27 protein-coding genes are annotated in these 25,226 nt (G+C 70.5%); 15 read left to right on the top strand and 12 right to left on the bottom strand.

What is annotated here, in order from left to right; genetic code table 11:
* The first annotated feature begins 23 nt into the window (after positions 1-23).
* Both BFN33_RS40925 and BFN33_RS40920 read left to right on the top strand, forming a co-directional pair.
* Positions 24-665, top strand: a complete 642-nt coding sequence (locus BFN33_RS40925) for an IclR family transcriptional regulator (RefSeq protein ID WP_031041623.1) — start codon at positions 24-26, stop codon at positions 663-665.
* A gap of 341 nt (positions 666-1,006) precedes the next feature.
* Complete coding sequence (locus BFN33_RS40920; protein ID WP_069765297.1) at positions 1,007-1,798, top strand: S16 family serine protease; 792 nt, start codon at positions 1,007-1,009, stop codon at positions 1,796-1,798.
* Here the strand turns inward: BFN33_RS40920 and BFN33_RS40915 are convergent.
* The 6 genes from BFN33_RS40915 to BFN33_RS40890 all read right to left on the bottom strand — a co-directional run bounded on the left by BFN33_RS40915 (position 1,795) and on the right by BFN33_RS40890 (position 5,880).
* Positions 1,795-1,977, bottom strand: a complete 183-nt coding sequence (locus tag BFN33_RS40915; protein ID WP_069765296.1) for a hypothetical protein — start codon at positions 1,975-1,977, stop codon at positions 1,795-1,797. The genes BFN33_RS40920 and BFN33_RS40915 overlap by 4 nt on opposite strands.
* Before the next feature lie 12 nt (positions 1,978-1,989).
* The gene (locus tag BFN33_RS40910) at positions 1,990-2,562 is read right to left on the bottom strand and encodes a transcriptional regulator (protein ID WP_069765295.1); all 573 of its coding nucleotides are present in this window, start codon (positions 2,560-2,562) and stop codon (positions 1,990-1,992) included.
* A 74-nt stretch (positions 2,563-2,636) separates the two neighbouring features.
* A complete protein-coding gene (locus BFN33_RS40905) occupies positions 2,637-3,497 on the bottom strand; it encodes an ABC transporter permease (RefSeq protein WP_069765294.1) in 861 nt (286 codons plus the stop codon).
* Positions 3,494-4,738: a betaine/proline/choline family ABC transporter ATP-binding protein gene (locus BFN33_RS40900; protein ID WP_069765293.1), complete on the bottom strand. Its 1,245-nt coding sequence runs from the start codon at positions 4,736-4,738 to the stop codon at positions 3,494-3,496. The genes BFN33_RS40905 and BFN33_RS40900 overlap by 4 nt, the downstream gene beginning before the upstream one ends.
* A complete protein-coding gene (locus tag BFN33_RS40895) occupies positions 4,731-5,378 on the bottom strand; it encodes an ABC transporter permease (RefSeq protein ID WP_069765292.1) in 648 nt (215 codons plus the stop codon). The genes BFN33_RS40900 and BFN33_RS40895 overlap by 8 nt, the downstream gene beginning before the upstream one ends.
* 22 nt (positions 5,379-5,400) lie before the next feature.
* Positions 5,401-5,880, bottom strand: coding sequence for an Lrp/AsnC family transcriptional regulator (locus BFN33_RS40890; RefSeq protein WP_057610843.1), 480 nt, complete (start codon positions 5,878-5,880; stop codon positions 5,401-5,403).
* Between the two features lie 126 nt (positions 5,881-6,006).
* On the opposite strand from BFN33_RS40890, the gene hppD reads away from it, so the two are divergent.
* Positions 6,007-7,152 carry a 4-hydroxyphenylpyruvate dioxygenase gene (gene hppD, locus BFN33_RS40885; protein ID WP_069765291.1) on the top strand — a complete coding sequence of 382 codons (1,146 nt, stop codon included), beginning with the start codon at positions 6,007-6,009 and terminating at the stop codon, positions 7,150-7,152.
* 7 nt (positions 7,153-7,159) lie between these two features.
* Here hppD and BFN33_RS40880 read toward each other — a convergent pair whose 3' ends face one another.
* Entirely contained in the window at positions 7,160-8,623 is a 1,464-nt protein-coding gene (locus tag BFN33_RS40880) for a tetratricopeptide repeat protein (RefSeq protein WP_069765290.1), read from the bottom strand.
* A 92-nt stretch (positions 8,624-8,715) separates the two neighbouring features.
* Here BFN33_RS40880 and BFN33_RS40875 point away from each other — a divergent pair, with 92 nt between their 5' ends.
* Positions 8,716-10,122 carry an FAD-binding oxidoreductase gene (locus BFN33_RS40875; RefSeq protein ID WP_069765289.1) on the top strand — a complete coding sequence of 469 codons (1,407 nt, stop codon included), beginning with the start codon at positions 8,716-8,718 and terminating at the stop codon, positions 10,120-10,122.
* Positions 10,123-10,205: 83 nt separating this feature from the next.
* On the opposite strand, the gene BFN33_RS40870 is transcribed toward BFN33_RS40875, so the two are convergent.
* The gene (locus BFN33_RS40870) at positions 10,206-10,685 is read right to left on the bottom strand and encodes an SsgA family sporulation/cell division regulator (RefSeq protein ID WP_069765288.1); all 480 of its coding nucleotides are present in this window, start codon (positions 10,683-10,685) and stop codon (positions 10,206-10,208) included.
* A gap of 286 nt (positions 10,686-10,971) precedes the next feature.
* Here BFN33_RS40870 and BFN33_RS40865 point away from each other — a divergent pair, with 286 nt between their 5' ends.
* A complete protein-coding gene (locus BFN33_RS40865) occupies positions 10,972-12,684 on the top strand; it encodes an RDD family protein (RefSeq protein ID WP_069765287.1) in 1,713 nt (570 codons plus the stop codon).
* A gap of 89 nt (positions 12,685-12,773) precedes the next feature.
* On the top strand, positions 12,774-13,400 hold the full coding sequence (locus BFN33_RS40860; protein WP_069765286.1) for an RDD family protein: 627 nt from the start codon (positions 12,774-12,776) through the stop codon (positions 13,398-13,400).
* Between the two features lie 717 nt (positions 13,401-14,117).
* Here the strand turns inward: BFN33_RS40860 and BFN33_RS40855 are convergent.
* Positions 14,118-14,378 carry a hypothetical protein gene (locus tag BFN33_RS40855; protein ID WP_069765285.1) on the bottom strand — a complete coding sequence of 87 codons (261 nt, stop codon included), beginning with the start codon at positions 14,376-14,378 and terminating at the stop codon, positions 14,118-14,120.
* Between the two features lie 336 nt (positions 14,379-14,714).
* Here BFN33_RS40855 and BFN33_RS40850 point away from each other — a divergent pair, with 336 nt between their 5' ends.
* Positions 14,715-17,069 (top strand): immune inhibitor A domain-containing protein, encoded by a 2,355-nt coding sequence (locus BFN33_RS40850; RefSeq protein ID WP_069765284.1) that lies wholly within the window; start codon positions 14,715-14,717, stop codon positions 17,067-17,069.
* A gap of 113 nt (positions 17,070-17,182) precedes the next feature.
* On the top strand, positions 17,183-17,527 hold the full coding sequence (locus BFN33_RS40845) for a hypothetical protein (RefSeq protein WP_069765283.1): 345 nt from the start codon (positions 17,183-17,185) through the stop codon (positions 17,525-17,527).
* Between the two features lie 26 nt (positions 17,528-17,553).
* Here the strand turns inward: BFN33_RS40845 and BFN33_RS40840 are convergent, their stop codons facing one another.
* Both BFN33_RS40840 and BFN33_RS40835 read right to left on the bottom strand, forming a co-directional pair.
* Positions 17,554-18,141 carry an isochorismatase family protein gene (locus BFN33_RS40840; protein ID WP_069765282.1) on the bottom strand — a complete coding sequence of 196 codons (588 nt, stop codon included), beginning with the start codon at positions 18,139-18,141 and terminating at the stop codon, positions 17,554-17,556.
* A 74-nt stretch (positions 18,142-18,215) separates the two neighbouring features.
* Positions 18,216-19,562 carry a nicotinate phosphoribosyltransferase gene (locus BFN33_RS40835; protein WP_069765281.1) on the bottom strand — a complete coding sequence of 449 codons (1,347 nt, stop codon included), beginning with the start codon at positions 19,560-19,562 and terminating at the stop codon, positions 18,216-18,218.
* Positions 19,563-19,619: 57 nt separating this feature from the next.
* On the opposite strand from BFN33_RS40835, the gene clpS reads away from it, so the two are divergent.
* The 7 genes from clpS to BFN33_RS40805 all read left to right on the top strand — a co-directional run bounded on the left by clpS (position 19,620) and on the right by BFN33_RS40805 (position 24,539).
* A complete protein-coding gene (clpS, locus tag BFN33_RS40830; RefSeq protein WP_069765280.1) occupies positions 19,620-19,937 on the top strand; it encodes an ATP-dependent Clp protease adapter ClpS in 318 nt (105 codons plus the stop codon).
* 70 nt (positions 19,938-20,007) lie between these two features.
* Positions 20,008-20,610 (top strand): DUF2017 domain-containing protein, encoded by a 603-nt coding sequence (locus tag BFN33_RS40825; RefSeq protein ID WP_069765279.1) that lies wholly within the window; start codon positions 20,008-20,010, stop codon positions 20,608-20,610.
* A gap of 342 nt (positions 20,611-20,952) precedes the next feature.
* Entirely contained in the window at positions 20,953-22,398 is a 1,446-nt protein-coding gene (locus BFN33_RS40820) for an amino acid permease (protein WP_069765278.1), read from the top strand.
* Between the two features lie 102 nt (positions 22,399-22,500).
* Positions 22,501-22,932, top strand: a complete 432-nt coding sequence (locus BFN33_RS40815; protein WP_069765277.1) for a Mov34/MPN/PAD-1 family protein — start codon at positions 22,501-22,503, stop codon at positions 22,930-22,932.
* A gap of 159 nt (positions 22,933-23,091) precedes the next feature.
* Positions 23,092-23,187, top strand: coding sequence for a putative leader peptide (locus BFN33_RS55695; protein ID WP_311717690.1), 96 nt, complete (start codon positions 23,092-23,094; stop codon positions 23,185-23,187).
* A gap of 116 nt (positions 23,188-23,303) precedes the next feature.
* On the top strand, positions 23,304-23,582 hold the full coding sequence (locus tag BFN33_RS40810; RefSeq protein WP_007382355.1) for a MoaD/ThiS family protein: 279 nt from the start codon (positions 23,304-23,306) through the stop codon (positions 23,580-23,582).
* 6 nt (positions 23,583-23,588) lie between these two features.
* Positions 23,589-24,539, top strand: a complete 951-nt coding sequence (locus BFN33_RS40805) for a PLP-dependent cysteine synthase family protein (RefSeq protein WP_031056737.1) — start codon at positions 23,589-23,591, stop codon at positions 24,537-24,539.
* A gap of 4 nt (positions 24,540-24,543) precedes the next feature.
* Here the strand turns inward: BFN33_RS40805 and BFN33_RS40800 are convergent, their stop codons facing one another.
* Positions 24,544-24,993 carry a type II toxin-antitoxin system PemK/MazF family toxin gene (locus BFN33_RS40800; RefSeq protein WP_069765276.1) on the bottom strand — a complete coding sequence of 150 codons (450 nt, stop codon included), beginning with the start codon at positions 24,991-24,993 and terminating at the stop codon, positions 24,544-24,546.
* Positions 24,994-25,226: the final 233 nt, after the last annotated feature.

The following is a 25,226-nucleotide window of genomic DNA, read 5'->3' as shown; positions in this document are numbered from 1 at the left end:
CACCACTTGGAGGAGTGGGCGTCGTGACCGCGGAGACCTCTCAGACGCTTGACCGGGGACTGCGTGTCCTCAAGCTCCTGGCCGACACGGACCACGGGCTCACCGTCACCGAGCTTTCCAACAAACTGGGTGTGAACCGGACCGTGGTGTACCGGTTGCTGGCCACGCTGGAGCAGCACGCCCTCGTCCGGCGTGACCTGGGCGGGCGTGCCCGGGTGGGCCTGGGCGTACTGCGACTCGGGCGGCAGGTGCATCCTCTGGTACGGGAGGCCGCGCTGCCCGCGCTGCGCTCGCTCGCGGAGGACATCGGGGCGACGGCACACCTCACCCTGGTGGACGGGGCCGAGGCACTGGCCGTGGCCGTCGTGGAGCCCACGTGGACGGACTATCACGTGGCGTATCGGGCGGGGTTCCGGCATCCGTTGGACCGTGGGGCGGCGGGGCGGGCGATTCTCGCGGCGCGGCAACAGGGGTTCGGGGAGCCGGGGTACATGCTGACGCACGGCGAGCTGGAGGCCGGGGCCAGTGGGGCGGCCGCTCCTCTGCTCGGGGTCACCGGGGTGGAGGGCAGCGTGGGGGTCGTGATGCTGGCCGACGCGGTGCCGGAGCGGGTGGGGCCGCGGGTGGTGGACGCGGCGCGGGAGGTTGCGGAGGCGTTGCGCTGAGCGGTGCGGTGCGAGTTCGTCGGCGACCGCGGGTCCGGTGGGGGCTGGTCGCGCAGTTCCCCGCGCCCCTGGGTGGGTGCGGTCGCCGTGGGTCGACATGCCCACGTGCTTGAACATCAAGCCCGCGCGCACGGCGTGCCGGTGTGGTGCGGCGGCATGCTGGAGACGGGAATCGGCCGCGCCCCTCCGCCCGCTACTTCGCGGAGGACATCACCGCGGACGCCCGGCATCGGCGTCGAACCGCTGCCGGACGTCCTGCGGTGCTTCACGCGCGCGAGACGGGATCTGTACGGGGCTGACCGGCTCATGGCCGGAAGTGACCGCCACGTTAGATTGATCCCGTGCTCTCTCGCCTCACGCGCCCCCAGGCCGTCGCCGTCTGTGCCCTGCCCGTCGTGGCACTGGTCGCCACGGCCCTCTTCGCGCCGCTGCCGTTCGCACTGGCGCAGCCCGGGATGACGGCGAACGTCCTCGGCGAGAACAAGGGCGCGGAGGTGATCACGATCTCCGGGGCGAAGACGCGTACGACGAGCGGGCAGCTGCGGATGACGACCATCGAGGCGACCGGGCCCGACACCCATGTCGCGCTCGGTGACATCTTCGACAGCTGGTTCCGCACCGACCGGGCGGTCATGCCCCACGACGCGGTCTACCCGAGCGGGCAGAGTGTCCAGGAGATCGAGAAGCACAACACCGCGCAGATGAAGGAGTCCCAGGACGCGGCGACCGAGGCGGCGCTGAACTATCTGAAGCTCGGCGACGACAAGGTCAAGGTCACGCTGAAGCTCGCGGACGTCGGCGGGCCGAGCGCCGGCCTGCTGTTCACCCTGGGGATCATCGACAAGCTGAACGGCAACGGCGCCGGGGGCGACCTCACGGGCGGCCGCACCATCGCCGGGACGGGGACGATCGACGCGGACGGGACGGTCGGCGCGGTGGGCGGCGTGGCTCTGAAGACGCAGGCCGCGAAGCGGGACGGGGCGACGGTGTTCCTGGTCCCCGAGGAGGAGTGCTCCGACGCGAAGGCGGAGCTGCCTAAGGGGCTGCGGCTGATCCCGGTGACGTCCCTGAAGGGGGCGGTGAATGCGCTGACCGCACTGGAGTCGGGTAAGGGATCCGTCCCCGCCTGCTAGTGCGCGAGGACCGGCCGGGGCGAGGCCAGCCGGAGTCCCACTTCCACCAGGGTCCAGCCGAGCCGGGTCCTGATGGCGTACGGCCGCTTGGCCTGAGCGGCGAGGCGGTGGGCGTCGGCCTCGGCACGGAGGTCGGTGGCACGGAGGTGGTGCTGGGCGAGGTGGGTCTCGGGGTGCATGGCGGGGCCCTTTCAGTCCGTGGTGATCGGGAAGGCGTGCGTGTGGATGCGTACCTGGGCCGCGTTGTCTCCGGTGGTGGGCCGGTCGCGATAGGTGTCGACCAGGGCATGCATCTTCTCGATGAGTTCTTTGGTCAGCTCGGGGGTCAGCCGTAGCGTCGCGCTGCTCATGTCCCAGACGCGGTTCCAGTCCTCGGGCCAGGTGGCGCGGTCGCCCAGCCAGTTGGAGAGGTTCTGGATCTGGGCGGTCGCGACCTCATGGAGGTACATGTCGGCGGCTCCGCGCACGGCCGGATCGCTGTCCGTGAGCAGGGCGTCGTCGAAGCTCAGACCCTTGTGGACCGCCTTCCACCAGCGCTCCCGCCCCTTGCCGCGCTCCGGGGCGTCTTCCACGAAGCCGTGCGCGGCCAGCTGGCGCAGGTGGTAGCTGGTTGCGCCGCTCGACTCGCCCAGTTTCTCGGCGAGTTGGGACGCGGTGGCGGGACCGCCGTGGCGGAGGGCGTCCAGCAGCTGCATCCGCAGAGGATGCGCCAGCCCGCGCAGTGAACGGGCGTCGAGTTTCCGTACGTTGGGCTCTTCCGGCATGCATACAAAGATAGCGTTGCAAAGACTCCTTTGCAACAGGTTCTTTGTAACCCCGTACCGGCGACGGCCAACCCCTACCTCACGAACGTTCCGCTTCTCCTCCCCGCCCCCAACCCCCGTGGCCCGAGCATCAGTTCGGCCAACGAGGCCAGCCAGTCGACCAGCAGGGCCAGTGTCACCGTGAGGATCGAGCCGAGCATCAGCACCGGCATCCGCTGGGTGGTGATGCCGGTGGTGATCAGGACACCCAGCCCGCCGCCCCCGCCGAAGGTCGCGAGGGTCGCCGTACCGACGTTGAGGACCAGGGCCGTGCGGACGCCTGCGAGGATCAGCGGGACGGCCAGCGGGAGTTCGACATGTGACAGCACTCCCATGGACGACATTCCGATGCCCCGCGCCGCCTCCAGCAGGGTCGGATCGTTCGCCTTCAGGCCCGCGATGGTGTTCGACAGGACCGGCAGGACGGCGTAGGCGACCATGCCGATCAGGGCTGCCTTCATGCCCGTGCCCAGCCAGATCACCAGCAGGGCCAGCAGGCCGATCGCCGGGGTCGCCTGGCCCGTGTGGGCGAGCGCCGTCGTCACCGGGCGCGCCTTCCGGAAGGCCTTGCGGGTCAGCACGATGCCCAGCGGGATCGCGGTGATCAGCACGAAGAACGTCGAGATCGCCGTCAGCTCCACCTGCTGCCACAGGGCCTTGGACACCTGCCCGTCGGACAGCGCGTTCGCGGAGACCGGGTCCAGGTCGGCCTGCTCGAACCACAGCCAGGTCGCGAGCAGGACGGCGATGAGGAACGCGGGCAGAAAGGTCAGCTTCTGCCAGGTCACCCGCCCCTCGGGCCACTTCGGCGAGGGAGGGGCGGCCTCGGTCTCTTCCGGTTCGACGGTCCTTACCGGTTCGACGGTCTCCGGCGTCTCCAGCTCGGGGGCCGTCACGCCGTCTTCTCCTCTCCGTCGGCACCCTCCTGCTCGGCGTGCGTCCGGGCGGCCCGGATCTCCTCCAGCGTGTGCTGGTGCTCCCCGGCCTTCAGCCGGTCGGCCTGCAGAAGCTGGCGCACGGAGTTCATGAGCGTCTCCATGTCGACGACACCCGCGTACTCACCGCTCGGCCCGGTCACCGCGACCCGCCCCGCGTCGTCGGTCAGCACGGCCTCCAGCGCGTCCCGCAGCGTCGCGTCCATGGACACCGTGTCGCTCACCGGCGTCCCGGCCCGGGCCGGTGACCCCTTGGCGCGCATCATGTCGCCGCGCCGCAGCCACTTGTACGGCCGTCCGCGCCTGTCGAGCAGCAGGATCTCGTTCGTGCCGCTGCCCCGGAGTTTGTGGAGGATCTCCTGGACGGGGTCGTCGACGGTCACGGTCGGACAGTCGGTGATCCCCACTTCCCGTACGCGGGTGAGGTTCAGCCGCTTCAGCGCCGCCCCCGCCCCGACGAAACCGGACACATAGTCGTCCGCCGGGTTGGTCAGGATGGCCTCGGGGGAGTCGAACTGGGCGATGTGGGACCGTTCGCGCAGGACGGCGATCCGGTCACCGAGCTTGATCGCCTCGTCGAAGTCATGGGTGACGAAGACGATCGTCTTGCGCAGCTCGTGCTGGAGCCTGATCAGCTCGTCCTGGAGGTGGTCGCGTGTGATCGGGTCGAGCCCACCGAACGGCTCGTCCATCAGCAGGACGGGCGGATCGGCCGCCAACGCCCTCGCCACCCCCACCCGCTGCTGCTGGCCGCCGGAGAGCCCGCGCGGATAGCGGTCGTGGAACTCCCCGGGGTCAAGCCCGACGAGGTCGAGCAGTTCCTCCACGCGGTCCTTGATCCGGCCCTTTCCCCAGCCGATCATCTTCGGCACGAGCGCGATGTTCTGCGCGACCGTCATGTGCGGGAAGAGACCGGCCGACTGGATCGCGTAGCCCACCCTGCGGCGCAGCTTGACCGGATCGACGTCGGTCACGTCCTCACCGTTGATCCGGATGCGTCCACCGGTCGGCTCGATCAACCTGTTGATCATCTTGAGGGTCGTCGACTTGCCGCAGCCGGACGGCCCGACGAGGACGACGAGCTCGCCCTCCTTGATCTCCATGGTGACGTTGTGGACGGCGGGCCGCGCAGCGCCCGGATACCTCTTGGTCAGGTTCTCCAGCTCGATGGACGCACCTGAGGTGCCGGACGTCTCAGGCACGGATCCCCCTCGCGATGGTCAGCCGTCCGACGACGACGTACGCGGCATCGAACAGCAGGGCGAGGACGATGATCCCGAGCGTGCCGGCGAGCACCTGGTTGAGCGCGTTCCTGCTGCCCAGCGAGGCGATGCCGCGGAAGATCTCGTTGCCGAGGCCGGGCCCGGAGGCGTAGGCGGCGATCGCGGCGATGCCCATCAGCATCTGGGTCGAGACCCGGATCCCGCTCAGGACCGGCGGCCAGGCGAGCGGCAGCTCGACCCGTACCAGCCGCGTCACCCGGGACATCCCGATGCCCTTGGCCGCGTCCACCAGCGAGGGATCGACCCCGCGCAGCCCCACGATCGCGTTCCGCGCGACCGGCAGCAGCCCGTACAGCGTCAGGGCGATCACCGTGGGCGGTACGCCCAGGCCCACGGCCGGAATGAGCAGACCGATCATGGCGAGCGAGGGCACGGTCAGCATCGTCGAGGTGGCCGTGGTGGCGAGGTTGCCCGCCCACCCGCTCCCATAGGTCACGACCCCGATCAGCACCCCGATCACCGTCGCCACCACCATGCACTGGAAGACGACGCTCGCGTGCTGGCAGGCGTCCGCGAGCAGCTGCTGGTGGCGGTTGCCGAGGTACTCCCAGAAGCTCACACGGCTCACCCCACGGTCGCGGTCAGGTCCTCGCCGAGTCCTCCGCCGCCTGCTCCACCAGCGGGATGATCCGCAGCGGAACGGGGTTCTCCATCACGATCGCGGTGGCGGCCCGGACGATCCCATCGAAGCCGACAACCCGGTCGATCACACGTTGGAGATCGGCGTTGGAGCGGGCCACCAGGCGGCACAGCATGTCCCCGCTGCCGGTGGTGGTGTGCAGCTCCAGGACCTCCGGCACGGTCGCCAAGTGCGCCCGTACGTCGGCCCCTTGGCCCTGCCGGATCTGGAGCGTGGCGAACGCGGTCACCGGGTAACCGAGCGCCGCCGGATCGACCTGCGGACCGAATCCCCGGATGACTCCGTTCGACTGAAGCCGGTCGAGCCGCGCCTGCACGGTCCCCCGCGCCACCCCCAGCCGCCGGGACATCTCCAGCACCCCGATCCGCGGCTCGCGCGCGAGGAGCACGATGATCCGCCCGTCCAGCTCGTCGATCCCCACGCAGACCTCCCGGAACAGTGGTCATCCTGTACAGAAAGGCCGCCGAAGCGGCCGTATCGCTGAACAGATTGCCCAGTGAATACGCAAACTATTGCGCACCTTGCAGACCGGGGCCAGGCTTCGGACATGACGCAGACCACACACCACACTCCCGACACCGCCCGGCAGGCCGACCCCTTCCCGGTCAAGGGAATGGACGCGGTCGTCTTCGCCGTCGGCAACGCCAAGCAGGCGGCGCACTACTACTCGACCGCCTTCGGCATGCGGCTCGTGGCCTACTCCGGACCGGAGAACGGCAGCCGCGAGACCGCCTCGTACGTGCTGGAGAACGGCTCCGCCCGTTTCGTGTTCACCTCGGTCATCAAGCCCGCCACCCCCTGGGGCCACTTCCTCGCCCAGCACGTGGCCGAGCACGGCGACGGCGTGATCGACCTCGCCATCGAGGTCCCCGACGCCCGCCGCGCCTACAGCTACGCCCTCGAGCACGGCGCCCGCTCGGTCGCCGAGCCGTACGAGCTGAAGGACGAGCACGGCACGGTCGTCCTCGCCGCCATCGCCACCTACGGCGAGACCCGCCACACCCTGGTCGAGCGCACGGGCTACGACGGCCCCTACCTCCCGGGCTTCGCCGCGGCCGCCCCGATCGTCGAACCGCCCGCCCACCGCACCTTCCAGGCCGTCGACCACTGCGTCGGCAACGTCGAACTCGGCCGGATGAACGAGTGGGTCGGCTTCTACAACAAGGTCATGGGCTTCACGAACATGAAGGAGTTCGTGGGCGACGACATCGCCACCGAGTACAGCGCGCTGATGTCGAAGGTCGTGGCCGACGGCACGCTCAAGGTGAAGTTCCCGATCAACGAGCCCGCCGTCGCCAAGAAGAAGTCCCAGATCGACGAGTACCTGGAGTTCTACGGCGGCGCGGGCGTCCAGCACATCGCGCTGAACACCAACGACATCGTGCAGACCGTGCGGACCATGCGGGCGGCGGGAGTTCAGTTCCTCGACACCCCCGACTCGTACTACGACACCCTCGGCGAGTGGGTCGGCGACACCCGGGTCCCGGTCGACACGCTCAGGGAGCTGAAGATCCTCGCCGACCGCGACGAGGACGGCTATCTGCTGCAGATCTTCACCAAGCCGGTCCAGGACAAGCCGACCGTGTTCTTCGAACTCATCGAGCGGCACGGCTCGATGGGCTTCGGAAAGGGCAACTTCAAGGCCCTGTTCGAGGCCATCGAACGAGAGCAGGAGAAGCGGGGCAACCTCTAGCCCCGGATTAGCCCCGGTCCCCCCGGCGCTCCGGGGGGACTGTCACCGCCTTCGCGTCCGTCACGGCCTTCGCGTCCGCCGCCGGCAGGCCCTGGTCCGGCACGTCCCCCAGCGCCGCCAACGCCTCCCGCGCCGACCGCACCCGGGCTGGCGAGAAGTAGGGGTTGATCCGCAGGGCCTCCTGCAGATGCCGGCGCGCGGAGGCGGGTTGCTCCAGTTCCCGCTCGATCATGCCCAGGTGATAGGCGTACAGCGCGCTGCGCACCCCGCCCCCGTGTGCCCTGTCCGTCGCGATCCGGGCGTACCGCAGGGCTTCCCGGTCTGCGCCCGCCCGGTGCAGCGCCCACCCCAGCGCGTCCGCCACCGCGATCCCCGGCTGCCGTCGCCACTCGGCCCTGAGCCGCCGTACGGCGGAAGCCGGGTCACCGTGGTCCGCCTCGAACTGCCCGAGAACCAGCTCCTCGTCGGCCCCGGACGCCGCGGCGCTCCGCACCCTCGCCAGCAGCAGGTCGTACTGCACCCGGGCCGCCTGCCCGAGCCCCAGCGACTCGTACAACTCGCCCAGTTCCAGGGCGTACTGCGGCAGCGGCTGCTTCGCGAGGGCCATCCGGTAGGCGTTCAGGGCCTCCGTCGTGCGGCCCAGTGCCGCAAGGGCCCGCCCCTGCCCGGCCTGCGCGGCCCGCTGGTCGGGGTCGATACGGACCGCCTCCTGGAAGTGCCGCAGCGCGTCCTCGCGGTCGCCCCGCTCCCAGGCGAGCTGCCCGGCCCGCTCCAGATACTCGGCCCGCTCGGCCGGCGTCCGCGCCCCCGCCGCCGCGTCGGCCAGCTGGGCCGCCGCGTCCTCGCGCCAGCCCCGGTCCCGGTACACGGCCGCCGCCAGCGCCCGCACCGCCGGCCCCGACCGCAGCTCCATCAGCCGCTCCAGCGCCGCATGAGCCGCCTTGTAGTCCCCGAGCCCCGTGTACGCGTCGATCAGCGCCGGATACGTCGTCCACCGCTTCGGCTCCAGGCTCCGCGCCGCCTCACCCCAGGTCAGCGCCGTCCGGAAGTCCCGGCGCGCGTTCGCGAGGGCGGCCAGACCACCGAGGGCCGCCGCGTTCCTGCGGACCTGCAAGGACGTCCGCAGCGAGCCGTCGGCCTTCGCGTAGAACGCCGTGTCGGCCGTCCGCCGCGCCTGCTCGACGTACGCCGTCCCGAGCACCGCCCACGACTCGGCGTCCTCGGGATGCCGGCGCAGATGGCTCTCCCGATCGCCGATCAGCGTCGCCAGGTCGGGCAGCGCGACCGGCACCCCGGCGGCGACCGCCGACAGCGCCTGGGCACCCGGGGCCGGGGCCGGCGAGCGGGTCGCCGTCCGCTCCGGGGGCAGCAGCATCAGCGCCGTACCGAGCACCGCGCAGCCCGCGACCGCGGCCGCCACCACACGCCCGTGCAGCCGGGCCCGGCGGTTCTCCGTGGCTTGGTTCTCCATGGCGCTCACTGTGCGTCAGTACGACGACCACACCCCGGCGCTCGGCAGTCGGCGCTGGTGGGGTTCACACCGATGGCCCCCGGTGCGACGCTGTGATCATGAGCCGTATCGAAGCCCCCCGCGACGAGGTCACCGGCAACCTCGTCGACCGTCTGCTGAGCGGTCTGCCCGCCGAGGCCGTCCTCGCCGACCCGGACGTCACGGTCTCCTACGCCAACGACATGGCGAGCTTCTGCCCGGCCGGCACCCCCGCCGTGGTCGTCCTGCCGCGCACGGTCGAGCAGGTCCGGCACGTCATGCGCATCGCCACCGAACTGCGCGTCCCGGTCGTCCCCCAGGGCGCCCGCACGGGCCTGTCGGGCGCGGCCAACGCCTCCGACGGCTGCATCGTGCTGTCCCTGACGAAGATGGACCGGATCCTGGAGATCAACCCGGTCGACCGCATCGCCGTCGTCGAACCCGGCGTCGTCAACGCGACCCTGTCCCGCGCGGTGAACGAACTCGGTCTCTACTACCCGCCGGACCCCTCCAGCTGGGAGATGTGCACGATCGGCGGCAACATCGGCACCGCGTCCGGCGGGCTGTGCTGTGTGAAGTACGGGGTGACGGCGGAGTACGTCCTCGGACTGGACGTCGTCCTCGCCGACGGGCGGCTCATGTCCACGGGCCGCCGTACCGCCAAGGGGGTCGCCGGATACGACATGACCCGCCTCTTCGTCGGCTCCGAGGGCTCGCTCGGCATCGTCGTACAGGCGGTCCTGGCGCTCAGGCCGAAGCCGCCCGAGCAGCTGGTGCTGGCCGCCGAGTTCGCCTCCGGGGCCGCCGCCTGCGACGCGGTGTGCCGGATCATGGAGGGCGGACACGTGCCGTCCCTCCTCGAACTGATGGACCGTACGACGGTCAAGGCCGTCAACGACCTGGCGCACATGGGACTCCCGGAGGCCACCGAGGCCCTTCTCCTCGCGGCCTTCGACACCACGGACCCGGCGGCCGACCTCGCGGCGGTCGGCGCGCTGTGCGAGGCGGCGGGCGCGACGCAGGTGGTCCCGGCCGAGGACGCCGCCGAGTCCGAACTCCTGCTCCAGGCCCGCAGGCTGTCCCTCACCGCCCTCGAAGCCGTCAAGGGCACCACGATGATCGACGACGTGTGCGTGCCCCGCTCCCGGCTCGCCGAGATGCTCGAAGGGACCGAGCGGATCGGCGAGAAGTACCAGCTCACCATCGGTGTGGTCGCCCACGCGGGCGACGGCAACACCCACCCCACGGTCTGCTTCGACGCGGCCGACCCCGACGAGTCCCGGCGCGCCCGCGAGTCCTTCGACGAGATCATGGCCCTCGGGCTGGAACTCGGCGGCACGATCACCGGGGAGCACGGCGTGGGCGTGCTGAAGAAGGAGTGGCTGGCGCGTGAGATCGGCCCGGTGGGGGTGGAGATGCAGCGGGCGGTGAAGGGCGTCTTCGACCCGCTGGGGATCCTGAACCCGGGCAAGCTCTTCTGACTGTTCTTTGCGGCTGAACCGCCGCCGCTCTCGCGGACCTGGCTGGTCGCCGTTGTGGTTCCTCAATTGATGGTTGCGGTCGCTCACTCCCCCTCGTCCGCCGATGCGTCGCCCGGCCACGGATCGCCCAGCCACAGGTCGTCGGCCGGGGTCGGGGCCAGCAGCTCGGCGAGGCCGTCGTCGATCCCGAGCTGCTCCGCCTCGGAGCCCGGGGGGACCACCCTCAGCGTGCGCTCCAGCCAGGACGAGACCTGCGCGGCCGGGGCCTCCAGAAGGGCGTCGCCGCCGGGGGAGCTCAGCGCCATCAGGACGACACTGCGGCCCGCGACCTTCGTCGGCCACACCCGCACGTCTCCGTGCCCGCACGGACGGAACACCCCCTCCACGAGGAGTTCGCGGGCGAAGGTCCAGTGGACGGGGTGGTCCGTACCGATGTGGAAGGTGACGTGGACGGCGAAGGGGTCGTCGCTGCGGTAGTCCAGCCGGGCCGGGACCGGGATGCTGCGCTCGGGCGACAGGATGAGTCTGAGCTCCAGTTCGCGCTCTACCACCGTGCGGTGCATGGCGTTCGTTCCTCTCTCGGCTCTCGTCCGGGCCCTGCGGCGGGCCCGTACGAGTGGAGAGGGGGGAGGGCCGGGATCATTACGCGGGTTCGGCGAACTTTTTTCCGGCCGTGTCGCGGTGGGCGTCACGGCCGGTGGCGCGACCGCTGTCGAGGCCGGTATCACGGCCGGTGTCAGGTCGTGCTCAAAAGGAGTGGGTCCGGTGGGACTGGCGGTGGGTCTTGCGCCGGTCTGATAGATGTGGAGCCCCCTCTATTGACCCCCGAGCAGATACGGGACGACGGACATGAGCGCCCCAACCCCGGCACCCGGTGACGACAGGCCCCGCGAGGGCTATTACCCGGACCCGTCCATTCCTGGATATGTCCGTTACTGGAACGGTTCCTCCTGGGTACCGGGCACCAGCCGTCCCGCCCCCGCGGCCGGCGAACCGCTCGGGCCACCGGCGGGCGGCGGCCCCGCATCCGCTCCGGTGGAGGAGACGGGCCCGCACTTCTTCGACGAGGACCCGGCCGAGGAAGCACCGCACCCCGACACCCAGCACGGCAGCCGACCCGAACCCGCGTCCGCGTGGGGCGCCGACCGGACCCACCAGGGCGGCTTCGGCGGCGACCAGGACCGCCGGGTGTCGTGGGGGTCCCCGCAGACGGCCGCGCAGGCTCAGCAGGGGTCGCCTCCGGGCGTTCCGCAGCAAGGGGGACCTCAGCAGGGCGGGGCGGGCGGGCCCCAGGGTGCGCGGCACGGCGTACCGCAGCAGGGTGCTCCGCAGGGCGCCGTCGACCCGAGGGTGGCCGGCGCCGGACGGCCCGCCGACGGTTCCTCCCCGGACCGGCCGGACGGGCACGCGGCCCGTGCCGACGGCACCGCGACGATCCCGCCCGCCGAGCCGGACGAGGACGGCGGCACCCGTGTCTTCCGCCGGCCCACGGCCGGGTCCGGGGGAGCGGGAGCGGCCCAGCAGTCCGACGACGGGACCATGAAGTTCCGCGCGCTCTCCCCGCGCACGGCGCAGCAGGGCGGGGGTTCCGGGGCGCAGAGCGGAAGCACACCGGGCCCCGCGTACTCGGGCCCGACCGGCGCTGCGGGCGGCCGGCCCGCAGCAGACGGTGCTGTCGCCCCCACCGGCCCTCAGGGCCCCGGCTTCGGTGCCGGCAAGGCCGCCGCCGAGCGCGCCGGGGCGACCGGTGCCGCAGGGCCTCAGGGCCCCGCTGCCGCCCCCCTCTCCGGGCCCCAGCAGTCCGCCCCCGCCTCCGGCCCGCAGACGGCCCCTCCGGGTGTGCCCCAGCAGGGCGCCGGACAGCAGGGCGTACCCCAGCAAGGCGTCCCCCAGCAGAACGGCCCTCAGCAGACCGCGGGAGCCCAGCCCCCCGCCACCCCGATGAGCGCGGGCCCCGGTGGCGGTCAGCCCTCCTGGGCCCAGCAGGTGCACCGTCTGGCCGGGCCCGACGAGGAGCAGCCCGCCCCCTGGAAGCCGCCGGTCGAGGACATCTTCCAGGCGGCCGCCCGCCGCCAGGCCTCCGCCAGACCCGCCGGCCTCGGCAAGCGCCTGGCCGCACGCCTTCTCGACACCCTCGTCGTCGGCGCGGTGACCGCCGTCGCCGCCGTTCCTCTCGGCACCAAGGCGGCCGACCACATCAACGACAAGGTCGACGCGGCCAAGCTGTCCGGCGAGACCGTGACGGTCTGGCTGCTGGACGGCACCACGTCGGTGTACCTCGGCATCGTGGTCGCCGTGCTCCTCGTCGCCGGTGCGCTGTACGAGGCGCTGCCCACCGCCAAATGGGGCCGCACCCTCGGCAAGAAGCTGCTCGGCCTGGAGGTGCGGGACATCGAGGGCCACGAGCCCCCGTCCTTCGCCGGTGCCCTGCGCCGCTGGCTGGTCTACAGCGTGCCGGGCCTGCTCGGTATCGGGCTCGTGGGCGTCGCCTGGTGTCTGTTCGACCGGCCGTGGCGCCAGTGCTGGCACGACAAGGCGGCGCATACGTTCGTGGCGGGCTGAGCCGGTCCCGCGAACGGCGTACGGGATTCGGTACTCCGGACGGCCGCTCGCCGGATGCGGAGCCGGGGGGTTCGCGGTCGACTCGGGCCATGAGCAGTGAACCGCCCCCCGGCTCCGGACAGCAGCCGCCGGATGACGACCCGTTCAGGAAACAGCCCCCGCCCGCCGAGGGCTCGGGATCGCCGTACAGCACGCCGCCGCCGTACGGCGGGGGTCCCCAAGGCGGCGGTGACCCGTACGGCGGTGGCCCTGCCGACCCGCTGGCCGGCATGCCACCGCTGGCACCCAGCGGCCGGCGTACACTCGCCCGGATCATCGACATGATCATGGTGGGCGTCGTCGTGTGGCTGATCACCCTGGGCGTCGGGGTCAGCGAGTTCGACGTGAACAGCGACGACATGCAGTACGGCAAGTCGCTCGCCCAGTCGGCGCTCGCCGCGGTGCTCTACATCGCCTACGACACGATCATGATCAGCCGGTCCGGGCAGACGCTCGGCAAGAAGTGGCTCGGCATGCGGGTGGCCGACCTCGACAACGGCTCCACGCCCTCCACCCAGACCACGCTGATCCGCTCGGCGGTGCTGTGGATCCCGTTCGCCTTCTGCTGCGCCTGCATCTGGACCGCCATCGCGGGCGGCTGGAGCTACTTCGACAAGCCCTACAAACAGGGCCTGCACGACAAGGCGGCGAAGACGGTGGTGGTCAGCACCACCTGATCCGGGCGAGCGGCCGGGATGTGACGGCGGGGCCTGGGCCATGCCTTGGGGACCCGTACGACTCGGACCGGCGAGCCGCCGGCGAACCGGACCGCGAACGCGACGGGCGCCCTGCCTCGCCCGGGCGAACCCGGGGGCGACTGGCGCGCCCGTGCCGGGGCGTGAGGGCGGGGCCTGGGCCGTGTCTTGGGGCCCCGCAGGGCCTGGACCGCCGAGCCGCCGACGAACCTACGCCGAACACGACGGGCGCCCACCCCGGCGAACCCGGGGGACGACCGGCGCGCCCATGTCGGGACGTGACGGCGGGACTTGAGCCGTGCCTTGGGGCCCCCGCAGGGCCTGGACCGGCGAGCCGGACGGCGAACGCGACGGGTGCCCTGCCTCGCCTGGGCGAACCCGGGGACGACCGGCGCGCCCGTGCCGGGGCGTGAGGGCGGGGCCTGGGCCGTTTCTTGAGGCCCTGCACGGCCTGGACCGACGAGCCGCCCGTCGAAGCGGATGGCGAACGTTACGGGTGCCCTGCCTCGCCCCGGCGACCCGCGGACGACTGGCGCGCCCGTGTCGCGACGTGACGGCAGGGTCTGTGGCGTGCCTTGGGGCCCCGCACGGCCGGGACCGCCGAGCCGCCGACGACCGCCGGCGAACGTGACGGGCGCCCCGCCTCGCCCCGGCGGACCGGGGGACGAACCGGCGCGCCCGGCTCGGTGAACGCGGGGTTCAGGCCGCGGTCTTGGAGCTCGTGGCCACGGCAGGTACGGGCGCTTCCGCTGGGTGCTCGGCGGGCCTGTTCACCGCCACGACCCGGGGCTTGGGCTTCGGCACCGTCAGGGCGACCAACAGGCCGAGGGCGAGCGCCGAGACGGCGATGACCGCGGTCCCCACGGCCGAACTCGTCTGTGACAGCAGCAGCATGGCGAGCGTCGAGAAGATGACGGTCATCGAACCGTAGGTGATCTGTGCGGCGGTCGGACGCGGCATGTCAATCGTGTCCTCGGAATTGGGGGTCCACGGGGGGCGTCGGCCTGGCATTCCGCCGACACCCGGGCGTTCCGCCAATCGACTCTAATCGCCTGTGTGCCCGAGTGGAACGAACAGTAAGCGTGACCTAACCAACAGTGCCGGAGCACAGGGGGCGCACGGAGTCATGACGTCCATCAAGTGGACGGCTGTGCGCGCCTGTCGTGTTGCGGTCACGTGTCCGCAATACGAACACCGGCTCCCAATAATGCAATTGACGGGTCCAAGTCAAGATCTGTCTTTTCTCCCCAACCTTTAGTCAAATATCGGTCACTGCCTGATAGCAGAGGGGCTCAAGTGACTGACAGATCCTGGACGTTCAGAACGGCGGCGACGATCGTCGCCCTCGCGGCCGCCTCGGCCACGTTCTCGACATTCGCCGTGGCACAGGCCGCGGACACCACGTCCACCAAGGCTTCCGCGGTCGACCGGAACGACCCGCAGCCGGCGAAGGCCAGGGAGCACGACTTCGACGGCCCGCTGACCAAGACCAGGGAAGCGCAGCGCCAGGAGGCGCTCGACCAGGTCATATCCGGGAACGCCACGGTGAAGAACCGCAACGGCTCCCAGGTGGTCGAGCTCAAGAGCCGCAAGGGCGACAGCAAGTACGTCGAACTCGGCCGTGAGAAGACCGACAAGATCTTCACCATCCTGGTGGAGTTCGGCGACCAGGTCGACCCCCGCTACGGCGGCACGGTCGGCCCGCTGCACAACCAGATAGCGCAGCCGGACCGCAAGCAGGACAACAGCACGGCCTGGCAGGCGGACTACAACCAGGCACACTTCCAGGACCTCTACTTCGGCACCGGCAAGAAGACCGAGTCGCTGAAGAAGTACTACGAGAAGCAGTCCTCGGGCCGCTACTCGGTCGAGGGCGAAGTGACCGACTGGGTCAAGGTCCCCTACAACGAGGCCCGTTACGGCTCCAACGACGCCGCCACCGGCGCCTGGTACGCCGTCCAGGACGGCGTCAACGCCTGGGTCGCCGAGCGCGAGGCCGCCGGTGACACGGCCGCCGAAATCAGGGCGGAACTGGCCGAGTTCGACCAGTGGGACCGCTACGACTTCGACGGCGACGGCAACTTCAACGAGCCCGACGGCTACATCGACCACTTCCAGATCGTGCACGCCGGCGAGGACGAGTCCGCGGGCGGCGGCGCCCAGGGCGAGGACGCCATCTGGGCCCACCGCTGGTACGCCTTCGGTACCGACGCCGGCTCCACCGGCCCGGACACCAACAAGCTCGGCGGCACCCAGATCGGCGACACCGGCATCTGGGTCGGCGACTACACCATCCAGCCGGAGAACGGCGGACTCGGCGTCTTCGCCCACGAGTACGGCCACGACCTCGGCCTGCCCGACGAGTACGACACCTCCGGCGCCGGCGAGAACTCCACCGGTTTCTGGACGTTGATGTCCTCCGGCTCCTGGCTCGGCACCGGCAAGGACTCCATCGGTGACCTGCCCGGCGACATGAACGCCTGGGACAAGCTCCAACTGGGCTGGCTCGACTACGACGTGGCCAACGCCGGCAAGCGTTCCAGCCACAAGCTGGGCGTCGCGGAGTACAACACCAAGAACCCGCAGGCGCTCGTGGTCCAGCTGCCGCAGAAGACGGTCACCACCCCGGTGGTCACCCCGGCCCAGGGCGCCACCCAGTGGTGGAGCGGCAGCGGCAACGACCTGCGCAACACCCTGACCCGCCCGCTCGACCTGACCGGCAAGTCCTCGGCGGCGCTGACCCTCGACGGCTGGTGGGACATCGAGCAGGACTACGACTACCTCTACACCGAGGTCTCCACCGACGGCGCCAACTGGACGCCGATCGACGGCACTCTGGCCGACGGCACCGCCATCCCGAAGGACGGCAGCGGCAAGCCCGCCCTCACCGGCACGGTCGACGCCCACCAGAAGCTGACCTTCCCGCTGAACGCCTACGCGGGCCAGAAGATCCAGCTGCGCTTCCGCTACCAGACCGACGGCGGAGTCGCCCAGAAGGGCTTCACGGCCGACGAGATCACGGTGACCGCCGACGGCGCGACCCTGCTCTCCGACAACGCCGAGACGGCGGACACCGCCTGGACCGCGAACGGCTTCTCGCGCATCGGCGCCTCGATCACGGACGACTACGCGCAGTACTACCTCGCCGAGAACCGCCAATACGTGTCGTACGACAAGGTGTTGAAGGTCGGCCCGTACAACTACGGCTTCTCGACGACCCGTCCGGCCTGGGTGGAGCACTACGCCTACCAGAACGGCCTGTTGATCTGGAAGTGGGACACCTCCCAGGCCGACGACAACACCAGCCAGCACCCCGGCGAGGGCCTGATCCTGCCGGTCGACTCCCACCCGACCGCGCTGAAGTGGTCCGACGGCACGCTGATGCGCAACCGCATCCAGGCCTACGACTCCACCTTCAGCTGGTACCCGACGGACGCGGTCACGCTCCACCTGGCCGACGTCCCGACGAAGATCAAGTCCAAGCCGGGCGTCCCGGTCTTCGACGACGGCACGTCGAGCTACTACGACACGTCGAACCCGTTCGCCGGCGTCAAAATCACTGACACCGACACCCGGATCAAGATCGTCAAGGAGCCCCTGAGCGGCTCGACGATCACGCTCCAGGTCGGACCTTCGGCCAAGAAGAAGTAAAACTGCAGGTCAGAAGCGTATCGGCGGCAACCCCTGGCGGGTTGCCGCCGATCGTGTTTAGGTGCGTCCTGTGGCTCCCTTATTGACACCGACGCACACGGGGGTGTGACCGCATGGCCGCAGGAGGTTTCTGCAAGCTGCCGAACGGCAGGGTGGTGGTGGCGCTGAACCTGCCCCGCCCGCCGACCGACGGCTGCGGCAGCGTGCGGGTACTCGTCCACGCCCAGAACCGGGCGCGCGCCCTGACCAGGCTGCGCAACCTGGGCCTGCGCGCGGTGTACCTGCGCGGCAACGGCGCGCCCCCCACTCCGGACGAGATCACGGCCGTACTGCACCACCCGGACGGCCTGATATGGCGTACGGCCCCTGACAACGCTGTCCTGGGCGGTCCCGAGCTGGCCCAGGAGCTGTGGCATCCGATCAGGTCACTGCTGAGGAGGCCGACGGCACCGGCCTGACCGCCTGTGCCCGGGGCCGGCAGGGCCTAGACGACCGGCTTCCCGGACAGCTCCACGCCCGCCTCCCGCATCTCCTCGATCGCCCGCTCGGTCGTCGCCTCGGCGACTCCGGCGGTGAGGTCGAGGAGGACGTGCGTACGGAAACCCTCCCGGGCCGCGTCCAGCGCGGTGGCCCGTACGCAGTGGTCTGTGGCGATCCCGACGACGTCGACCTCGGAGACCTCCCGGGCCCGCAGCCAGTCGGTCAGCGTCACGCCGTTCTCGTCGGCCCCCTCGAACCCGCTGTAGGCCGCGGCGTACGCGCCCTTGTCGAAGACCGCGTCGATCGCCCCGGAGGCGACGGCCGGCGCGAAGTTCGGGTGGAACCCCACCCCCTCGGTCCCGGCGACGCAGTGCGCGGGCCAGGAGTGCACGAAGTCGGGGTTGTCCGCGAAGTGGCCGCCGGGTGCGATGTGGTGGTCGCGGGTGGCCACCACATGCTGGTAGCCGGAGCCCGCCGCCTGCCCGATCAGCTCGGTGACGGCGGCGGCCACGTCGGCACCGCCGGCCACCGCGAGGCTGCCTCCCTCGCAGAAGTCGTTCTGTACGTCAACGACGATCAAGGCGCGGCGCATGTGGGTGTCCTTCGACTGTTGGTGAACTTACGAGCCTAGAGACTTCGGCGGCACCGCGGGAGGGCGCACCCGCATTAGCTACCCGAGCGCCCCTGGACATACTCCGTCGGAAGGACCGGTTCCCCGCGCGACAGCTGGGTCGCGGACAGCGGCAGGTTGGCCCGGGCGGCGGCATGCCGGTCCCGTACGACGTCCAGCGGCTCCCGCGCGAGGACCTCGCCGCCCTTGACCAGCTCCACCAGCAGCTGCCGGTCCGCGAGCGCCGGCGGAACCGCTCCCGTGCCCACGACCTCGGCCTCCGCGATCCCCTCCGCGTCCAGCCGCCGGGCCGCCCACTTGCGGCCGCCGATCGAGGTCTTGCCCCCGGACGACTTCTTCGCGACCGGGATCAGCGGCGCCTTCGGATCGTCCGACTCGGCGCGCGCGACCAGCTTGTAGACCATCGAGGCGGTCGGATGCCCGGACCCGGTCACCAGCTGGGTGCCGACGCCGTACGCGTCCACCGGGGCCACGGCCAGCGAGGCGATGGCGTACTCGTCGAGGTCGGAGGTGACGATGATCCGGGTGCCCTTCGCGCCCAGCTCGTCCAGCTGCTGGCGCACCCGGTGCGCGACGAGGAGCAGATCGCCGGAGTCGATGCGCACGGCCCCCAGCTCGGGCCCGGCGACCTCGACGGCCGTACGGACGGCCTCGGTGACGTCGTAGGTGTCGACGAGCAGGGTGGTGCCCCGGCCCAGCGAGTCCACCTGGGCCCGGAAGGCGTCCCGCTCGTGGTCGTGCAGCAGGGTGAAGGCGTGGGCGGAGGTGCCCACGGTGGGGATGCCGTAGCGGAAGCCGGCCGCGAGGTCGGAGGTGGTGGCGAAGCCGCCGACGTAGGCGGCCCGGGCGGCTGCCACGGCGGACAGCTCGTGGGTGCGGCGGGCACCCATCTCGATCAGCGGCCGGTCGCCCGCGGCCGAGGACATCCGGGAGGCGGCCGCGGCTATCGCGGAGTCGTGGTTGAGGATCGACAGGATGACGGTCTCCAGGAGCACGCACTCGGCGAAGGAGCCCTCCACCCGCATGATCGGCGAGCCCGGGAAGTACACCTCGCCCTCCGGGTAGCCCCAGATGTCGCCGCCGAAGCGATAGGAGGCGAGCCAGTCCAGGGTCTCCTCGTCCACGATGTTCCGCTCCCGCAGGAAGCCGAGGACGTCCGCGTCGAAACGGAAGTTCTCCACCGCGTCCAGCACCCGGCCGGTGCCCGCGACGACGCCGTAGCGCCGCCCTTCCGGCAGTCGCCGGGTGAAGACCTCGAAGACGCTGCGCCGCTCGGCGGTACCCGCCTTCAGTGCGGCCTGCAGCATCGTGAGCTCGTACTGGTCCGTGAAGAGCGCCGTCGAGGGAACGTCCACCGGCAGCCCAAGGTCCGCTGTGTTCATGACGAGGATGGTACCCCCATTCGCGTCAGTGTGACGATTTATGCTGTGCGTGGCAGCATGGGGCGTGTGACGTCACCCGCTCCCGTAGAGATCGAACGCACCGAGTCGGCGGAAGAGGTCTTCGCCGTCCCCGAGCCGGACGTCCCCTGGGTCACGATCGTCCACAACGACCCGGTCAACCTCATGAGCTACGTGACCTACGTCTTCCAGTCGTACTTCGGCTACTCGAAGGACAAGGCCACGAAGCTGATGATGGACGTCCACCACAAGGGCCGGGCGGTTGTCTCCAGCGGATCCCGCGAGGAGATGGAGCGCGATGTGCAGGCCATGCACGGCTACGGCCTGTGGGCCACGCTCCAGCAGGACCGGAAATGACCCACCCCCGCCCGCAGGACCGGAAATAGCCCGCCCCCGCCCGCAGGACCGGAAGTAGCGATAGCCCCTGATGCCAGGAACCTTCGAACCGCTCCCCGGCGGCGGCGCGGCCGTCGCGCTCGACGACGTCGAGATCTCCATCATCCGGTCGCTGGCCGTCCAGCTCCTGGAACTCATCGGCCCGGGCCCCGCCGAGGACGCCCCCGACGACCCCCTCGCCGAGCTCTTCGCGGACGGCCCGAGCGAGCCGCCGTCCGACCCGGTACTCAAGCGGCTGTTCCCGGACGCCTACAGCGACCCCGAGGGCACGCCCCAGGCCGAGGAGGCCGAGGAGCAGCGGGCGTACTCCTCGGAGTTCCGCCGCTACACCGAGAACGACCTGCGGACCGGCAAGCGCGAGAACGCCCTCGCGGTGGTGCGCTCCCTGGACGCGCTGAACTCCGCGGGCGAGGGCGGGGCGGTCCTCAAGCTGTCGACCGGTGAGTCCCAGCAGTGGCTCGGCGCCCTCAACGACCTGCGGCTCGCGATCGGCTCCCGTCTCGACATCACCGACGAGGAGGACACCGACCTCCTCTACCGGCTCCCGGACGAGGACCCCCGTAAGCCGATGGTGATGGCATATCTGTGGCTGGGCGGTCTCCAGGAGACCCTCGTGACCACCCTTATGCCGTGAGATGTGACGGTTTCGTGCCCGTTCTTGAGGGTGATGTGTTCGCTCAGAGGACGCTCAAATCCGAATAACGATCACGTCACCGCGCTGACGGCTTTCGCTCATTCCGGGCGCGGTTTGTCCGCTTCTTCCTGTGACCTGCGCCATATGTCGCGCAGGTGATCAACCTTGCGGTCGTGATAAATCTTCACGACCGCCCGGCGAACACCACCCGTATGTTCCGCCGGGTGCGCCACCGAGCCGGCAACCGCCGGCCAGGCACCACTCCATCAATCCGGGGGGATCGAGATCCGGTCCGCGGCCGACGAAGGCCCGGGTCGGTATGGAGAAAGGCGCACCACAGACATGACCTCCGCTCAGGTCGACACAGGCACGGACCCAGGCTCGGGGAAGACCTCCGAAGAGGGGTACGAGCGCGGACTCGGCAGCCGCCAGGTCCAGATGATCGCGATCGGCGGCGCCATCGGCGTCGGCCTCTTCCTCAACGCCGGGGCGAACATCGCCAAGGCCGGTCCGAGCCTCATCCTGATGTACGCCGTCGCCGGCGTGATCATCTTCTTCATCATGCGGGCACTCGGCGAGCTGCTCCTCTACCGCCCGGTCTCCGGTTCCTTCGCGGAGTACTCCCGGGAATTCCTCGGCCCGTTCTTCGGCTACTTCACCGGCTGGACGTACTGGCTGCTGTGGGTCGTCACCGGCATGGCCGAACTCACCGCCGCCGCGATCTACGTCAACTACTGGTTCCCCGCCATCCCCCAGTGGACGACGGCCCTGGTCTTCCTGGTCGTGCTGTTCGTGGCCAACCTGATCTCGGTGAAGCTGTTCGGCGAGATCGAGTTCTGGTTCTCGATGATCAAGGTCACCGCCCTCATCGGCATGATCGTGATCGGCCTCGGCGTCCTCACCTTCGGCTTCAGCGCGGCCGGCGACACCGCCGCGGTCTCCAACCTCTGGGCCTTCGACGGCTTCTTCCCCAAGGGCGTCGGCTCCTCCCTGATGACCCTGCAGGGAGTGATGTTCGCCTACCTCGCCGTCGAACTGGTCGGCGTGACCGCCGGTGAGTCCGAGAACCCCGAGAAGACCCTCCCCAAGGCGATCAACACCCTGCCCTGGCGCATCGGTCTCTTCTACGTCGGCGCCCTCACCGTCATCCTGTGCGTGGTGAAGTGGACCGAGTTCGCGGCCGGCGTCAGCCCCTTCGTCAAGGCATTCGCCGTCATCGGCATCCCGGCGGGCGCCGGCATCGTGAACTTCGTCGTCCTCACCGCGGCGCTGTCCTCCTGCAACTCCGGCATGTACTCCACGGGCCGCATGCTGCGCACCCTGGCCGACAGCGGCGAGGCACCGAAGGCCTTCAACAAGCTCTCCGTCACCCGCACGCCGGCGCTGGCCATCACGGTCTCGGTGCTCTTCATGGGCATCGGCGTGGTGCTGAACTACGTCGTGCCGGAGAAGGCCTTCGGTTACGTCGTCTCCGTCGCGACCGCGGCGGGCATCTGGACCTGGCTGATGATCCTGGTCAGCCATGTGCGCTACCGCCGCGAGGTCGTGGCCGGCCGGCTGCCCGCCTCCTCCTTCCCGGCGCCGGGCGGCTCGGTCGGCAGCTGGATCGCCATCGTGTTCCTGCTCTTCGTGACCTGCCTGATCGCCTACGACGCCGACTCCCGCGTCTGTCTGTACGTGATGGCCGGATGGGCCGCCGCGCTGGGGATCGGCTGGGCCGTACTCAAGACCCGGAACCCGGAGATCACCAACCGGCGGAAGCCGGAGTTCGAGAAGGCCGCGGGCTAGTCCGAGAAGGCCGCGGGCCAGGAAGTCCGGCACCTGTCCGGCATGTGGGCCGCTCCGTACCGATCCCCGGTACGGAGCGGCCCTCTGCTTATCCTTTCCGACATGCTGACCATCACCCAGGCCCTCGTCGACCAGATCGTCGCGCACGCGCGCAAGGACCACCCCGACGAGGCGTGCGGAGTCGTCGCGGGACCGGCCGGATCGGACCGGCCCGAGCGGTTCATCCCGATGCTGAACGCGGCCATGTCGCCCACGTTCTACGAGTTCGACTCCGGCGACCTGCTCAAGCTCTACCGCGAGATGGACGACCGCGACGAGGAGCCGGTGGTCATCTACCACTCCCACACCGCGACCGAGGCCTACCCGTCCCGCACGGACATCTCCTACGCCAACGAACCCGGCGCCCACTACGTCCTGGTCTCGACGGCGGACACCGACGGCCTCGGCGACTTCCAGTTCCGCTCCTACCGGATCGTCGACGGCGAGGTCACCGAGGAGGACGTGGAGATCGTCACGGCGTACCAGGTGTCGTGACCCGCGGGGTGGTCGCGAGGCCGCCCCTGGTGGTCGCATCGACCCGACGGATCCGCAGACAGTCCGCCTGAGCTGCCGTATCTCAGCCAATGGCCCCATTTCGTCCACATGGTGGGATCACACTCCGGGACCCGGACCGGGAATCGATACGATGACCCCATGGTTTCTTACGACGTGAGCGAGAAGACGCCGGGCAGCCTGCTCGTGGCGCGGCTGCACGTCGACCTGTGCAGGCTCGCCAGCGCCATCTGTTGACGCTGCCTCTGCCGCCGTACGGCTGTGGGCCGCGGCGCTCCACACCCGCCAGACCTGCTGTACCAGCGCTGCCGCGCGCCCACCGACCCGCCACCATCCGACAGGAGCCCTGAGCCATGGCCATCGAGGTCCGCATCCCGACCATCCTTCGCACCTACACCGACGGTCAGAAGGCGGTGGAGGGCAACGGGAACACCCTCGCCGAGCTCTTCGCCGACCTCGAGACCCGGCACGCGGGCGTCCAGGCCCGCATCGTGGACGGCGGTGAGCTGCGCCGCTTCGTCAACGTCTACCTGAACGACGAGGACGTCCGCTTCCTCGACGGCATCAACACCAAGCTCACCGACGGCGACAACGTCACGATCCTGCCGGCCGTGGCCGGCGGCATGGCCTGATCGTCGATGCGTTACGACTCCCCGCTGGCCGCGGTGGGCAACACCCCTCTGGTGCGCCTGCCGCGGCTCTCGCCGTCCGCCGACGTCCGCATCTGGGCGAAGCTCGAGGACCGCAACCCGACCGGCTCGGTCAAGGACCGCCCCGCCCTGCACATGATCGAGCAGGCGGAGAAGGACGGCCGTCTCACGCCGGGCTGCACCATCCTCGAGCCGACCTCCGGCAACACCGGCATCTCCCTCGCCATGGCCGCCAAGCTCAAGGGCTACCGGATCGTGTGCGTGATGCCCGAGAACACCTCGCAGGAGCGCCGGGACCTGCTCGCCATGTGGGGCGCCGAGATCATCTCGTCCCCCGCCGCGGGCGGCTCCAACACCGCCGTACGGGTCGCCAAGGAACTGTCCGCCGAGCACCCCGACTGGGTGATGCTCTATCAGTACGGCAACCCCGACAACGCGGGCGCCCACTACGCGACCACCGGCCCGGAGATCCTCGCCGACCTCCCCTCCGTCACCCACTTCGTCGCGGGCCTCGGCACCACCGGCACCCTGATGGGCGTCGGCCGCTACCTGCGCGAGCACCGGCCGGACGTGAAGATCGTCGCCGCCGAACCGCGCTACGACGACCTGGTGTACGGGCTCAGGAACCTGGACGAGGGCTTCGTACCCGAGCTGTACGACGCGTCGGTGCTGACGACCCGCTTCTCCGTCGGCTCGGCGGACGCGGTCACCCGCACCCGTGAGCTCCTCCAGCAGGAGGGCATCTTCGCGGGCGTCTCCACGGGCGCCGCCCTGCACGCGGCGATCGGCGTCGGCAACAAGGCGCTGAAGGCGGGCGAGTCCGCCGACATCGTCTTCGTCGTGGCCGACGGCGGCTGGAAGTACCTCTCGACGGGCGTCTACACGGCGGCCACGACCGAGGAAGCGATCGAGACGCTGCAGGGTCAGCTCTGGGCGTGACGTTCTACGTCGCCAGGTGACGGACCTGGTCCCACAGGACCGGGTCCACCACCCCCACCTTCCGCCGGAAGTCCCCCACCGGCACCGCGCGCAGCTCGTCGGTCTCCAGGAAACTCGCGCGCCCCTGCGCGTCCCCGACGGCACCCGGCGGCAGCGGGATCACCCCGGACCGCTCGTCGTGGTACTTGCTGGTGATCTTCGCGACGGTCGCCCGCCTCCCGTGCACCGCGAGCACCAGACAGGGCCGGTCCTTGCCCCCGGGCCCGTCCTCGTACGGCACGTTCGCCCACCAGATCTCCGCGGGCCGCGGCCGGACCACGGTTCGCCCGGACGGACGGCCGACCCGGTCCGCGCGCCCCTTCGGCCGACGCCCGCGACCCCAGCCGTCCACGAGCGTGGCGACCAGCGCGAGCAGTATCACCGCCGCGAGCGCGAGCCACCAGGACGTGTCCATGAGGACGACGTTACCGGCGCGCGATCAGGCTTGCGCGCCCTCTGCGCAAGCCGTAAGCGCGGTCACACTCCCCCCGCGCCCCGGGTCCAGCCGAACCGGTGACAGCACAGGTGAGTTCGCCCACAACAGCCCTTGGCGGAGGAGCGACCGGAGGTTTTGCGCCTTACGCTCGACGCACCGCACGACCCCCGTCTCCATCCCAGAAAAGTTCCCGCCAGCGGAGGTTTCTGTTT

It is taken from the genome of Streptomyces sp. LUP47B (assembly GCF_001746295.1).
Lineage (GTDB): Bacteria > Actinomycetota > Actinomycetes > Streptomycetales > Streptomycetaceae > Streptomyces.
The sequence above is the reverse complement of the archived record's forward strand: the minus strand, read 5'-3'. Positions and strand labels throughout refer to the sequence as shown.